The 13,317-nt window shown below is 64.8% G+C and carries 12 protein-coding genes; 8 read left to right on the top strand and 4 right to left on the bottom strand.

Annotated elements, in window-relative coordinates; genetic code table 11:
- Positions 1-1,122: 1,122 nt before the first annotated feature.
- From ACZY0Y_RS18360 to ACZY0Y_RS18350, 3 genes are all read right to left on the bottom strand, one after another.
- Positions 1,123-2,256: a tyramine oxidase subunit B gene (locus ACZY0Y_RS18360; protein WP_463959655.1), complete on the bottom strand. Its 1,134-nt coding sequence runs from the start codon at positions 2,254-2,256 to the stop codon at positions 1,123-1,125.
- A 716-nt stretch (positions 2,257-2,972) separates the two neighbouring features.
- The gene (locus ACZY0Y_RS18355; RefSeq protein ID WP_463959653.1) at positions 2,973-3,527 is read right to left on the bottom strand and encodes a HutD/Ves family protein; all 555 of its coding nucleotides are present in this window, start codon (positions 3,525-3,527) and stop codon (positions 2,973-2,975) included.
- Between the two features lie 28 nt (positions 3,528-3,555).
- The gene (locus tag ACZY0Y_RS18350; protein WP_463959651.1) at positions 3,556-4,845 is read right to left on the bottom strand and encodes an ammonium transporter; all 1,290 of its coding nucleotides are present in this window, start codon (positions 4,843-4,845) and stop codon (positions 3,556-3,558) included.
- A 365-nt stretch (positions 4,846-5,210) separates the two neighbouring features.
- Between ACZY0Y_RS18350 and glnT the strand changes: the two genes are divergently transcribed.
- From glnT to ACZY0Y_RS18315, 7 genes are all read left to right on the top strand, one after another.
- Complete coding sequence (gene glnT / locus ACZY0Y_RS18345) at positions 5,211-6,584, top strand: type III glutamate--ammonia ligase (RefSeq protein ID WP_463959649.1); 1,374 nt, start codon at positions 5,211-5,213, stop codon at positions 6,582-6,584.
- A 58-nt stretch (positions 6,585-6,642) separates the two neighbouring features.
- A complete protein-coding gene (locus tag ACZY0Y_RS18340; RefSeq protein WP_463959648.1) occupies positions 6,643-7,551 on the top strand; it encodes a class II glutamine amidotransferase domain-containing protein in 909 nt (302 codons plus the stop codon).
- Positions 7,539-8,267, top strand: a complete 729-nt coding sequence (locus ACZY0Y_RS18335) for a protein glxC (RefSeq protein WP_463959646.1) — start codon at positions 7,539-7,541, stop codon at positions 8,265-8,267. Before ACZY0Y_RS18340 ends, ACZY0Y_RS18335 begins: the two co-directional genes overlap by 13 nt.
- A 14-nt stretch (positions 8,268-8,281) precedes the next feature.
- Complete coding sequence (locus ACZY0Y_RS18330; protein WP_463959645.1) at positions 8,282-9,640, top strand: FMN-binding glutamate synthase family protein; 1,359 nt, start codon at positions 8,282-8,284, stop codon at positions 9,638-9,640.
- Entirely contained in the window at positions 9,640-10,776 is a 1,137-nt protein-coding gene (locus ACZY0Y_RS18325) for an FAD-dependent oxidoreductase (RefSeq protein ID WP_463959643.1), read from the top strand. Before ACZY0Y_RS18330 ends, ACZY0Y_RS18325 begins: the two co-directional genes overlap by 1 nt.
- A 106-nt stretch (positions 10,777-10,882) precedes the next feature.
- The gene (locus ACZY0Y_RS18320; RefSeq protein ID WP_463959659.1) at positions 10,883-12,091 is read left to right on the top strand and encodes an allantoate amidohydrolase; all 1,209 of its coding nucleotides are present in this window, start codon (positions 10,883-10,885) and stop codon (positions 12,089-12,091) included.
- A 28-nt stretch (positions 12,092-12,119) separates the two neighbouring features.
- Positions 12,120-12,773, top strand: coding sequence for a helix-turn-helix domain-containing protein (locus ACZY0Y_RS18315; protein WP_463959641.1), 654 nt, complete (start codon positions 12,120-12,122; stop codon positions 12,771-12,773).
- Positions 12,774-12,978: 205 nt separating this feature from the next.
- Here the strand turns inward: ACZY0Y_RS18315 and ACZY0Y_RS18310 are convergent, their stop codons facing one another.
- Positions 12,979-13,140 (bottom strand): hypothetical protein, encoded by a 162-nt coding sequence (locus tag ACZY0Y_RS18310; protein WP_463959639.1) that lies wholly within the window; start codon positions 13,138-13,140, stop codon positions 12,979-12,981.
- Between the two features lie 58 nt (positions 13,141-13,198).
- Between ACZY0Y_RS18310 and ACZY0Y_RS18305 the strand changes: the two genes are divergently transcribed.
- Positions 13,199-13,317, top strand: a 119-nt coding sequence (locus ACZY0Y_RS18305; RefSeq protein ID WP_463959657.1) for a transposase, incomplete at its 3' end; no start/stop codon positions are given.

Genomic DNA, 13,317 nt, shown 5'->3' with positions numbered 1-13,317 from the left:
TGGAAGCCAGCTGACCTCGGGTGTTGCATCGACCCCTAGAATCCGCCAAAGACGGGCATTCTCGGTTTAAACCGCCGTCGGCGCCCCGACCATCATCGGTGGATCAAGGCTCAGTGCCTCTCAATAAAAGCCAGCCAGATCATTCCGCGGCTCGAACACCGAAGCGTCTCCACCTATACGTCCAACCCCCTGCCGTCCGAAGTCCCGTGAATTCGAGCAGGGACGAGCTAACAGTGTCACTCACCGAAGCAGGTCCTTTGCCAACAGAAAGCGCATTCGCCGGCTGGACAGACCTTAGACGCGGTGACCGGGTGTGAAAGTCTCCGAGTCAACGAGTGTCTCCTGTGAGGAGACAGTCGAGGCCCTGACCCGGGATTTCGGCCGGGCGTTCACCGGTCGGCCCGGGCAACCGCCGGCCGACCGTACTCGCCGTTGGCGGGGGACTTGCTGCGCTGGGCGGGGCCGTGGTGTTGCGGCAGACAACCGCCTGGATGCTCGCGCGCACACAATTCGCTTCCCGCTTACATCGCATCCCCAACCGCCTGGACGGGCGTCCCGACACAGGTCCACACCGCGCTCCTGCTCTTCGGGGTGGCCGCGCTCCTGGCCACTGGGTGATCGGAGTCCGTATCGACCGGGTGTTGAGATCGTTGTTGCTAGGCAGCCACACAGTGACCGCCGCTGGCGGCGTCAGGCTGGGGTCGCCACCGGCTTCGCGTCAGTCTCCTGGGCCGCAGCCGCCGCGGTGCGAGGTTTGGAGTTTGGCCGCGCTGCCGCTGATTGTATTGGCGGATGCCGCCGGCCCTGGTGCCGACGTGGCTCGGGCCGTGATGACCACCACGTGGAACCTCGCGATCTTCGCGGGGGCGCCGCTGATAGTCGCAGCACTCCTGCCGGCGGCCATCGCGCGGCGTCGCGCGTTCGTGGCCCGTGCACGCCAACATCGCTTGCCGCACTGATCCCCTCGCGCGGGGGCGCCGGCTGGCTCAGATGTCCCCGATGATCGTGTTCATTGTGGGCGTCGCGAGCTCACGTGTCCTTCTAGCACGCCCCGTCAGCTCGTGGAGCACGGCGGCCGCCACTCGATGGGCCCAGCGCAGGGGGGACGCCCACCACGTGGGATCAGGCGAGGGCCGGCGTGTCCCAGAGATTCAGCACGGTGCCGATGTTCTTCTCCTCGGCGACGCGGTAAAGATCTGTCGCCCACGCAACATCCTCTACGGGCATCCCTCCCACGGAGTAGAGGATGATTTCATCGTCGTCGCGGCGGCCAGGGAGCTTTCCGGTGGCCACGTCGGCGATTTCCTCGATCTTTGATGAGGGAATGCTTCCGTTCTTGAGCAGCCCAAACCAGTGCGATCCTGGGATGCCCAGGATTTGGTAGGCAGTGGGGCCATATTCCTCGAGCCACGCCTGATAAAGGCCCTGGGCATCGATCACGAGGCGCGCGTCGCCCTGCAGGAAGTCGTCATCGAAACGTGCAGCGGCCGGAAGCAGCAGCAGGGCGCCGGGCTTGATGGCCGATTTTGGAAAGTACGGGAACGCATCGCTTCCGGCCGCGTCGGTGGAGGTGGTCGCCATGACGATGTCAGCATCAGCTATCGCCTCCTCGATCGTCTCGGCCGAGGCAACGCTGCTGAGTTGCGGGAATTTGGTCTTGGCCCAGTCGACGAACGCCTGCGTGCTACCGGCGCTTCGGCCCTTCACCAGCAATGTGTCAATCGAGGGGCGCAGCGCCAACGTCGTCTCGAGGACTGATCGTGCGATGACGCCCGGGCCGACCACGGCCGCGACTTTAGCGTCTGCCTTCGCGAGGTGCTTGACCCCCACACCAGGTACGGCCCCAGTTCGGTAGGCACTGAGAAGGTTCGCGCTCATGATTGCAAGCGGCGCGCCGGTCTCTCGGTCGTTCAGCACAAATACGTGAATCGATCGAGGCAGCCCTTTCTGTCGGTTTTCCGTGTTTGATCCGTACCATTTGACGCCCGAGGTGCCGAAGCGACCGCCCAGATAAGCGGGCATTGCCATGAAACGGCGATCCGGCCCGTCCTTCGGCATGCCGTCGAATTCGGGGCGCTCGGGAAACGTGATCATTGCACCGTGGGAGTTGCCGTTATCCCCGGCCATCCGGTAGTCACCCTGGCGTAGCAGAATGAGGGCCTCCTCCATGACATCGGTGCAGCGAACGACGTCACCGACGCCAGCCTCGACCATGTCAGGTTCGCTGAGGTAACGGAAGTTGATTTCTGTGGACATGTGGATTTCCTTTGTGGTTTCTTGATGTTCAACAATGACTACTAAGAGTAAATGTCTCAGGAGTTTCCGGCCTGTCAAGGTTGGGTTTCCGACTGGTAAATTCCCCCCGGTCGTACTTCGACGTTCCCGATGCTCATGGCCCTAAGTGCGCAGCGCAATGGAGCGGCGCTCTCGACTCCGGCGGATGCGACGTACATGTTGTCGCGGATGTAATCGGGGCCGCGGGGGTGCCTATCGAACACTCCTGCGGCTACGAGCCGTAGGGCATGGGGCGCGGTTTCGAATCCCCACCGCCAGCCCCCGCCGGCGAGCTCCGCGTAAACCCTCCAGGGGTGGAAGGGGAGCCGGTGAGAAGGTCGGGTGAATGTAGAGCGGCACTTTCGGAATAGAGAGCTCTGTCCACAGCACGTCAAAACGTGGGTCGTCCAGGTAGGCGCCGGCTGTGTCCGTTGACCAGAACACCCTTGAATCCCAGTCAGGTCCAGGATGACCCGCTTCAGCTCGTTGACCGCTTCTTGCGGATCATGAGTAAGCAGGGCACCAAAAGCTGCGAACCGGGGATGCTCACGGAACACCTGGGGCGATCACGTCATTGAGTATCCCCGCCGCTGACACTCAGAGACCGGAAAGGGCTATATATAGGGGCCTGTCGGTGTTTGTCATGCGTGAGTGCTATGCGGACGGGCAGACGGCCCAGGGTGTTGTCCGACGCTGTCTTATGGGATCACAGAGATCGTCGCCACCAGCGCGTCCTTGAACTGAACCTCTGCCCTTCCTGGGCCGCAGATTAGAAAGTCGAGGGGCTGAAGACATTCTCCGTCATCTGTCCATGCGGCTCCGTCGAGGAGCGCCAGGGCGACCGTATTCACGTGGGGGATCTGAGGTCCGTCCAGGTGCCCCACGGCGACATGGCCTGTGCAGAAATCGCGCCGAGTGATGAGGTTGATGACCGAAGTTGGTCCAGAGGCCGACTTGGCTGAGACATCCGCTTCCCCTGGGAACGTTTCGGTCCTGCCATAAGTGGCGGTGCGTTCTTCACCGTTGATGTTTATCTGGAGGGATCCGGGTGAGGCGATTAAGAAGTGCCTGTCCGCGCCGGGAAAAGTGGAGAAGGGGCTGTCCTGGTCGATGTCGGCCACGCTGATCCTCCATCGGAAGTCGTCCGGGCAGGCACCGCCCGGGAAAACCGCGACTTCCCGGGCGGTGCCTGCCCCGTTCTTCCAGGGGCTACGGGGCAGGCAGCCGGTGCGGACGACAGGGCGCGGGGTCATCAGACGCTGACCACTGTCTTCTGACGCTTTAGGCACGGTGCGGGGAGCCCAATGCCACGGGTTCTTCGTCGCTGAGGTACGCGGCTTCAGAGTGTGCGGCGATGTCGATGCCACGAAGTTCATCGGCTTCGTGCACGCGCAGGCCCATGGTGATGTTGAGGACCTTGGCGATAACCCATGTCACAACGAAGGAATAGGCGAGGACAGCCAGGGTTGCGACCGTCTGGATGCCCAGGAGTTCAAAACCGCCACCGTAGAACAGCCCGTTGACCTTATTGGGGGCAGCCTCCGTGGCGAAGAAGCCGATCAGTAGCGTTCCCAGGATGCCGCCGACCAGGTGGACGCCGACGACGTCTAGTGAATCGTCGAAGCCGAGTCGGAACTTCAGTTCGATGGCCAGGGAACAGACGGCGCCGGCGATTACGCCGATGGCGAGAGCGCCGAGGGGGCTGACGGCGCCGCAGGCGGGAGTGATCGCGACGAGGGCTGAGATCAGGCCGGAGGCGGCGCCCATGCTGCTGGCGCTGCCCAGTCTGATGCGTTCCACCAAGGCCCAGGCCAGGAGACCGGCACAGGCGGCGACCGCGGTGTTCAGGAACACCACAGATGCGGACTGCCCGGCAGTGAGGGCCGATCCGGCATTGAATCCAAACCAGCCGGCCCACAGGAGACCTGCCCCGACCAGTACCAGCGGGCGGCTGTGGGGTTTGGTGTGTTCGCTCTTGGGCCAGCCGGCGCTGCGTCCGAGGACCAGGGCAAGGGCGAGGGCTGCGACGCCGGCGTTCATGTGGACGGCCGTGCCGCCGGCGAAGTCGATGGCCTTGAGGCTGTTGACGATCCAGCCGCCGGTCACGGAGCCGTCTGCGGAGCTGAAAGCAAATACCCAGTGTGCGACGGGAAAGTAGACCAGGGTGGCCCAGAGGGCCGCGAACGTCATCCAGGCGCCGAATTTCATGCGCCCGGCGGCGGCTCCGGCAATGATTGCCGTCGTGATGCCGGCGAAGAACAGCTGGAAGGCGGCGAACAAGGGTGCAGGTATCGGCGCGTTGGGGTCCTCGGCCAGCAATTGCTCCATCCCGAAGTACTCGGTGACGTCACCGAGGAGTCCGGCACCGCCGATGGAATTGCCGAAGACCATGGAATAGCCGAACACGGCCCAGAGGACGGCGACGATGCTCATTCCGCCAAAGCACATCATCATCATGTTCAGGATTCTGCGGGAACCGACCATGCCGCCGTAGAACAGGGCAAGGCCGGGGATCATGATGCACAGCAGAGCACTCGAGGCGAGGATCCAGGCGACGTCTCCAGAATTCATGGGACTCCAATCAAAGGGGTTGGCTGTCTGCCGGCCATTGCGGCCGGGTAATACGTTTCGGTTCTTCACCGCGCGTCCACGAGGTGGTGAACAGGGGAATCCACTGCGGGGAAGGGCTAAATCCCGGGTCAACGGTCTTGGCATCCGCCGGAAAGGACGGCCATCGATATAGCCATGGGATGAAACCATGATTCACCACAGTGAACGCCCGCGGGTTTCGCGCGGGTAAATTTCCTGTTGCGTTCGCCGCCTCGCCCCGACATGCGGATTTAACACTTGAGCAGCACGCCTGTAACATCTTTTTGAATACTGTGGTTCAACAAGGTTTCATAACAGGTAACACCGATTTGAACAGGACAGTTTCGATGACAAGTGTCGCAACCCCTGCATTACCCAGCGCGATTTCGGCGCCGGCGGACGCCGGCCACATCTCCCTGGCGGACATTGCCAAGGCCCATGACGTCCGTTTCATTCTTGCCACGTTCGTGGACATGACGGGCAAGCCCTGCGCGAAGCTGGTGCCGGTTGAGGCCGCGGACGAGCTTGAGCGCGGTGCCATGGGGTTTGCAGGCTACGCGGCGGGCCTGATCGGCCAGAAGCCGCAGGACTCGGACCTGATCGCCGTGCCCGATCTCGCGTCGTTCACGCCGGTTCCCTTCATCAAGGAGGGTTTGGCCATCGTTCACTGTGACCCGCACGTGGACGGCAAGCCTTGGCCCTACGCCCCCCGGGTCATCCTGAAAAACACCCTCGCCCGCCTCGCCGGCCAGGGTATGCAGGCGAAGATCGGCGCCGAAGTGGAGTACTTCCTGGTCAACAAGAACCCCGACGGCTCGCTGAGCACGGCCGACGCCCGCGACGACTCGCCCCGCCCCTGCTACGACGCCCGCGGCGTCACGCGCATGTACGAGCACCTCACCTCCATCTCCGAGGCGATGAACGGCCTGGGCTGGGGCAACTACGCCAACGACCACGAGGACGCAGCCGGCCAGTTCGAGCAGAATTTTAACTATGCCGATGCGCTCACCACGGCGGACCGTGTGGTCACCCTGCGCTACATCCTGAACGTTTTGGCCGAACAGCGCGGAATGACCGCCACGTTTATGCCCAAGCCCTTCTCTGACCGCACCGGTACGGGTCTGCATTTCCACCTGTCGCTGTGGTCCGATGCGCAAGCGCTGTTCCCGGGAGACGACGGCGGCCGCGGCCTCGGGCTCTCCGATCTCGCGTACTCCTTCATTGCCGGGATCCTCGACCATGCCCCCGCGCTTCAGGCCTTCCTGGCTCCGACCGTGAATTCCTACAAGCGCTCCGGTGCCACCACCAGCTCCTCGGGCGCTACCTGGTCACCCCGTAAGGCGTCCTTCGGCGGCAACGACCGCACCCACATGATCCGGGTTCCGGATAATAAGCGGATCGAGCTTCGTTCCGGCGACGGCTCCGCCAACCCGTACCTTGCCATCGCCACCGCAATCTCAGCCGGCCTGGACGGCGTGGACAAGGCCGCAGACCCCGGGATGCCTTCCGGCCCGGGCGAGTCGAAGCCTGGCGCCCATCTGTTGCCGGCCACCCTGCTCCACGCCGTGGAAGCACTGCGTAAGGACCCAGTGATCCTGTCCAGCCTGAGCGGCGACGCGGAGATCGGCAAGTACTACGCCGACGCCAAGGAAGAGGAATTTCTGAGCTGGCACAACCAGGTCAGCGACTGGGAAGTCCGCACCTACCTCACCTCGATCTGACCGCGCACCAACACCGGGCCCCACCCTACAAGCACGACTACCAGCAAAGGACACCACCATGTGCGGAATCGCCGCGCTGCAGCTGCGCAACCCCCTGCTGCACCCCCAAATGGGCAGCATGCTGTCATCGATGATGTGCCAGATTGTGGACCGCGGACCGGATTCCGCCGGTCTGGCTGTCTACAACACCCCGGGATTAGTCTCGGAAGGAACATCCACCCTGAGCCTCCTCGGCAAGGAGCAGGGCACGGCCTGGGCGGCCATCAAGTCCTCCTTGGACGCCCTGCTTCCCTCGGACGCCGCCGCTGCTGTGCGGGTCGTCGGCGACACCACCCTGGTGAGCGCCGCCGTCGCAACCGATCTACTGGTGAAGGCTGTCAGCGAAACGCTTCCCGGCTCCACCATCATCGGCCGCGGCGAACACGTGGCCGTGATGAAAAGCGTTGGCCATCCCATGGACATCGCCGCCGAGCATGGGCTCGAGGCGATGGCCGGCAGCCAGGGCCTGTCCCACACCCGGATGGCCACCGAATCCGCAGTGACCGCCGGTGGCTCACACCCCTTCTCGGTTGCCGATGACCTGTGCCTGGTCCACAACGGCTCCTTTTCCAATCACGCCACCGTCCGTCGCGACCTCAAGCGCGAAGGAGTTGTCTTCGATTCGGATAACGACACGGAGGTGGGTGCCCGCTACGTGGCGTCGCGCCTGCAGCGGGGCGACACTCTGGAAGAGGCCCTGGTGAACCTGGGCAAAGTCCTCGACGGCTTCTACACCCTCGTCGTCACCACCGCCGACAGCATGGCCGTGGTCCGCGACCCGATTGCCTGCAAGCCCGCCATCATCGCCGAAACGGACGATTACGTGGCCATGGCCTCCGAATACCGTGCCCTGGCTGCCCTGCCCGGCATTGAGAACGCCCGCATCTTTGAACCGGAACCCGGAAAGGTCTACACATGGTCACTCTGACAGCCCCCGATACCACCAGCCCCACAGCAGCAGCGCAGGAAACCATCCTGGTGGATCTGGCCGACAGCCCGGTCCGCGCGCTCAACCAGGAATTGCACAACGCAACCGATGGGCAGTCCTGGACAGTGACCAACCCAGGCGGCAAGCACAGCCTCGCCGTCGGAATCAACGCCGACGTCAACGTCACCATCAACGGCCATGCCGGTTACTACGCTGCAGGAATGCACCAAAAAGGCGAGGTAACCGTCAACGGCAACGCCGGCGTCGGCCTGGCCGAGAACATCATGTCCGGCACGGTCCACGTCACGGAGGACGCCTCCCAGTCAGCCGCGGCCACCGGCCACGGCGGGCTCGTGGTGATCGACGGTAATGCCGGCGCACGCTGCGGGATCTCCATGAAGGGCGTGGACATCGTGGTCGGCGGCAACATTGGCCACATGTCCGCCTTCATGGCCCAGGCCGGCCGGCTGGTGGTCTGCGGCGACGCAGGCGAAGCGCTCGGCGACTCCATCTACGAAGCCCGGATCTACGTCAAGGGAACAGTGTCCTCCCTGGGCGCGGACTGCATCGAAAAGCCCATGGCTGCTGATCACATTGAGGAGCTCGCCAACCTGCTCGCCGCCGCCGGCCGCTCCGAGAGCCCGGTGGACTTCAAGCGCTACGGATCGGCCCGGAACCTCTACCACTTCAGCGTCCACAACTCGACGTCGTACTAAATAAGGACACTCCCATGACCATCACCTCACTGCCCCAGGACACAGTTCTCCCCGCCCAGCACACTGAAGAGCTCGGCCTGCGCGAATCAGCAACCTTCGACCGCGCCACCATCGCCGACATCCAGCGAGCCGCCGCCACCGGCGTCTACGACATCCGCGGATGGGGCGCCAAGCGCAAGGTCCCGCACTTCGATGACCTGCTGTTCCTCGGAGCGTCCATGTCCCGCTACCCACTCGAGGGCTACCGCGAAAAGTGCGACACCGACGTCATCCTCGGCGACCGCCACGCCAGCCGGCCGCTGCACCTGCAGACCCCCGTGACCATCGCCGGCATGAGCTTCGGTGCCCTGTCCGCCAACGCCAAGGAGGCCCTGGGCCGAGGAGCCAGCGAAGTGGGCACGTCCACCACCACCGGCGACGGCGGCATGACCCCCGAGGAACGCGGCCAGTCCAAACACCTCGTGTACCAGTACCTCCCGTCCCGTTACGGCATGAACCCAGACGACCTGCTCAAAGCGGACGCGATCGAGATCGTGCTTGGCCAGGGCGCCAAGCCCGGCGGCGGCGGCATGCTGCTGGGACAGAAAATCACCGAGCGCGTCGCCGGGATGCGTACCCTGCCCGTCGGCATCGACCAGCGCTCCGCCAGCCGCCACCCGGACTGGACCGGCCCGGACGACCTCGAGATCAAGATCGGCGAACTGCGCGAAATTACCGACTGGAAAACGCCGATCTACGTCAAGATCGGCGCCTCCCGCCCGTACTACGACACGGCACTGGCCGTGAAGGCCGGGGCCGACGTCGTCGTCGTCGACGGCATGCAGGGCGGCACCGCCGCCACGCAGCAGGTTTTCATCGAAAACGTCGGCATCCCCACCCTGGCCGCCATCCCGCAGGCCGTACAGGCCCTGCAGGAACTGGGTATGCACCGGAAAGTCCAGCTGATCGTCTCCGGCGGAATCCGCACCGGGGCCGACGTCGCCAAGGCCATGGCCCTCGGCGCCGACGCCGTGGCAATCGGCACCGCAGCGCTCATCGCCCTTGGTGACAACGATCCCCGCTACGCGGCTGAATACGCCGCCCTCGGGTCCGCCGCAGGTTTCTACGACGACTTCCAGGACGGGCGGGACCCCGCCGGCATCACCACCCAGGACCCCGAGCTCTCTTCCCGGCTGGATCCGATCGCGGGCGGACGCCGCCTGGCCAACTACCTCCGCGTCCTGACAATGGAGGCCCAGACCATCGCACGCGCCTGCGGAAAGTCCCACCTGCACAACCTCGAACCCGAAGACCTTGTGGCGCTGACCATCGAAGCGTCCGCGATGGCCAGGGTGCCGCTGGCCGGCACGAGCTGGATCCCGGGGGCCAAGTGATGCCGGAATCCTCTGAGTACGTTGTGGTCGGCGCCGGCCTGGCCGGCGCCGCCACGGCCTGGCAGCTGGCACTACGCGGCCACGACGTCACACTTCTCGAACGCACCGTCCCGGCCAGCGCGGGCGGCAGTTCGCATGGCTCGGCCCGGATCTTCCGCTACGCCTACCCGGACGAGTTCTACACGAGGGCGGTCATCGAGTCCAAGGCCCTGTGGGACGACTTGGACCGGGTCAGCGGGCTTGAGTTGATCACACCGTTCGGTGCCGTGGACTACGGAACGGCGCGCCAGCCGGAGCTGCTCGCCGGTGTCCTCGCGGCCGCCGGAGTCGAGCACGAACTTCTCAGCGCAGCCGACGCCAGATCCCGCTGGCCGCAGTTCTCCTTCGACACCTCCGTCCTCTGGCACCCCGGTGCGGGAGTCATCGACGCCGAAAGTGCCGTCCACGCGATGGCCGCCCAGGCGGTGCTGCACGGCGCCCGGCTCCGCACCGGCTGGGACGTCACCGGTGTAACAGAGACCAGCGGCGGCTACCTTCTGACTTCCGCAACAGGGGAGGAAATTACCGCCGCCAACGTTGTCATCAGCGCCGGAGGTTGGCTCCCGCAGCTGCTGCAACAACTTCCCCTGCCGGCAGGGTTCCTTGCAGGGCTGCCGGAGATCACGGTCCGGCAGGAACAGGCCTACCATTTCCGCTACCGCGAGCAGCAACCGTGGCCGACCTTCATCCACAAAAACGCGGACATCCAGACCTATGGGCTGCCCGGGGGCCGGGACGCCGGTTTCGCCGGCCAGAAGGTGGCCGAGTACAACGGCGGAAAGTTCATCCCCTCCGCTGCCCGGCAGACCGGAATCGTTGACCCCGCCAACCGCGGGCGCGTGGTGGAATACGTGCGGAAATACCTGCCCGGGCTTGAGCCCGAGCCGTACGCGGAAACCACGTGCCTGTTCACGAACACCCCGAACGAGGATTTCCTCCTCGACCGGGCAGCCGGAATCACCATTCTCTCCCCGTGTTCGGGACACGGCGCCAAGTTCGCGCCGCTGATCGGGCAGTGGGCGGCGGACCTCGCCACCGGCACCGGCAGCGTGCCCGCACGGTTCAGGCAGGCCACCACCCGGATCAGCGGCCGCTGACACGCCCCGCCCCGTACACAACGCCACCATCCCTCGAGCTACAGAAACGGACCCTCCCGTGACTCCTTCGACGACACCCACGGCAACCGCCACCGTATCCGGCCTCATGCGGGACATCTCCGGCATCGGCCAGGATAGGACGCGCGGCGGCTATTCGCGGCCGGTTTTCTCCACGGCGGAAACGGATCTCCGGCACTGGTTCACCGAACAGGCGGCCCGGCGGGGGCTGGATGTCAGCACCGACCGCAACGGGATAATTTGGGCGTGGTGGGACACCGCCACCGGTGCCCGCCGGGACGCCGTCGTAACGGGCAGCCATCTGGACTCCGTTCCGGGCGGCGGCGAATTCGACGGCCCCCTCGGCGTCGCGTCGGCTCTGGTCGCCGTCGACATCCTCAAGAAACGGGGCCTGCGCCCGCGCCGGCCATTGGCCATCGCGGTGTTCCCGGAAGAGGAGGGTTCCCGCTTCGGCATCGCGTGCCTGGGCTCCCGCCTGCTGACGGGAGCCATCGACGCCGACAAGGCCCGCAACCTGAGGGACCTCGACGGGCACACCTTCGCGGACGTGGCCGCTGCCAGCGGACTGGACCCGCGCTACATCGGAGCCGACCGCAAAACTCTGCAGCAGCTGGGCGTGTTCGTCGAACTCCACGTCGAACAGGGAAGGGGGCTGGTGGACCTCCACCAGCCCGTTGCCATCGGATCCTCGATCCTCGGACACGGACGCTGGAAACTCTCCGTCTACGGTCAAGGCAACCATGCCGGAACCACCCTGATGAAGGACCGGAAAGATCCGATGATCGCCGCCGCCAAGATCATGATTGGGATTCGCGACACTGCCAGGAACTACCGCGACGCGCGTGCCACCGTGGGCCGGCTGCAGCCCGTGCCCGGAGGCACCAACGTGATCGCCTCCCGGGTCGACATGTGGATCGATCTGCGCCACCCGCGGGACGAGATCACCGCGGCGCTGGCGGAGTCCATCCACCTCAACGCCCAGGTGATCGCCGCCGAAGAAGGGTGCACGGTGAGCTTCGGTGTTGAATCGCTGAGCCAGACCGTGCACTTCGACACCGGGCTGCGCGACCAGCTGCAGACACTGCTGCCGGATGCACCGGTTCTGGACACCGGTGCCGGGCACGACGCCGGCATTCTGACCGGACACATCCCCACCGCCATGCTGTTCGTGCGGAACCCAACAGGCATCTCACACTCCCCGGACGAACTCGTCGAGGACGACGACGCGGAGAAAGGCGCCGCGGCATTGGCCGACGCCCTGGCAGGTCTCCTGGGCGCAGCGCAGGTCATCGGATAGTACGGGTGCCCCCGCCTATGATGGCTCCATGACTAACAACGCCAACCCACTCACCGACCAGACCCCAGAAACCGGAGCTGGGGAATCCGGGGCCGGGCAGGCGACAGGCACCGACGAGGGGCCGGGCAAGCTCGAACGCATCATCGCCGGGCAACTTCGCCGGTACCGGACGGCGAACGGCCTGTCCTCGGCCGAGCTGGCCGTCCGTACCGGGTTGTCCAAGGCGATGATCTCAAAAATTGAAACAGCCAGTACGTCGTGTTCGCTGACTACCTTGCAGCGGCTGGCGGACGGACTGAAAATACCCGTCACTGCCCTGTTCCGCGGCGCGGACACGGACCGCGACGCCACGTTCACCAAGAACGGCCAGGGCAGCCTGACTATACGCAGCGGAACCCAACACGGCCACGAATACCGGGTGCTCGGGACGCTCAAAGGACGCACCGATGCACTCGAACCGACACTGGTCACGCTGACGAACGCCTCCGACGTCTTCCCCCTCTTCCAGCACCCGGGCACCGAATTCATCTACATGCTCACCGGCAAGATGGTCTACGGCCACGGCGCCTACGAATACGCCATGGAGGCCGGTGACTCACTCCTGCTTGACGGCGAGGGTCCGCACGGCCCACTTGAGCTACTGGAACTGCCCATCCGCTTCCTGGCCATTTCCGCAAGATAAGCGGCCGGACAGGGGCGTTGCTGCGGCTGTAGGCTGGGCAATTGTTCCTCCGGACCTGGCAGTCGCTGACTCGGGCCTGCCTGGATCGCACTAAGGCCGTACCCTACTGCGCACTAGCAGGCTGGGGCTGGCCCGGTCACCCGGGAACCGACGCCCAGCCTGCACTGCCGGGGAGCCAACGTCGTGGCTCAGGCAATTGTCGCGATCAGCGTGCAGCGGTGGCGGTCTGCACCTGGAAGGCCGGCACCACGTGTTCGATGAAGAGTTCGAGTGAGCGCTTTTTCTCTTCATGGGTCAGGCTGTTGTCGGCCCAAATGCTGAATTCAGTGACGCCGAGTGCCTCGTAGTGGCGGAGCCGCTCGATCACCTCGTCAGGCTGCGGCCGTATGGTTTTGTGAGACAGCTTGTTAGGAGCCCTTTCTCGCATGACCGATCGTAAGAAGTACACGCAGCAGTTTAAGGACGAAGCCGTTGAACTGGTGATCTCCTCGGGCCGTCCGATCGCACAGGTGTGCCTCGATATAGGCGTCCTTGAAGGCACGCT

This window comes from Pseudarthrobacter kochi, from assembly GCF_055412805.1.
This window is presented reverse-complemented; position numbering and strand designations above follow the sequence as displayed.

Coding starts and splice junctions, on each gene's coding strand:
- ACZY0Y_RS18360 (WP_463959655.1), bottom strand. CDS start 2,256: ATGTCCACAGAAATCAACTTCCGTTACCTCAGCGAACCTGACATGGTC.
- ACZY0Y_RS18355 (WP_463959653.1), bottom strand. CDS start 3,527: ATGACCCCGCGCCCTGTCGTCCGCACCGGCTGCCTGCCCCGTAGCCCC.
- ACZY0Y_RS18350 (WP_463959651.1), bottom strand. CDS start 4,845: ATGAATTCTGGAGACGTCGCCTGGATCCTCGCCTCGAGTGCTCTGCTG.
- glnT (WP_463959649.1), top strand. CDS start 5,211: ATGACAAGTGTCGCAACCCCTGCATTACCCAGCGCGATTTCGGCGCCG.
- ACZY0Y_RS18340 (WP_463959648.1), top strand. CDS start 6,643: ATGTGCGGAATCGCCGCGCTGCAGCTGCGCAACCCCCTGCTGCACCCC.
- ACZY0Y_RS18335 (WP_463959646.1), top strand. CDS start 7,539: ATGGTCACTCTGACAGCCCCCGATACCACCAGCCCCACAGCAGCAGCG.
- ACZY0Y_RS18330 (WP_463959645.1), top strand. CDS start 8,282: ATGACCATCACCTCACTGCCCCAGGACACAGTTCTCCCCGCCCAGCAC.
- ACZY0Y_RS18325 (WP_463959643.1), top strand. CDS start 9,640: ATGCCGGAATCCTCTGAGTACGTTGTGGTCGGCGCCGGCCTGGCCGGC.
- ACZY0Y_RS18320 (WP_463959659.1), top strand. CDS start 10,883: ATGCGGGACATCTCCGGCATCGGCCAGGATAGGACGCGCGGCGGCTAT.
- ACZY0Y_RS18315 (WP_463959641.1), top strand. CDS start 12,120: ATGACTAACAACGCCAACCCACTCACCGACCAGACCCCAGAAACCGGA.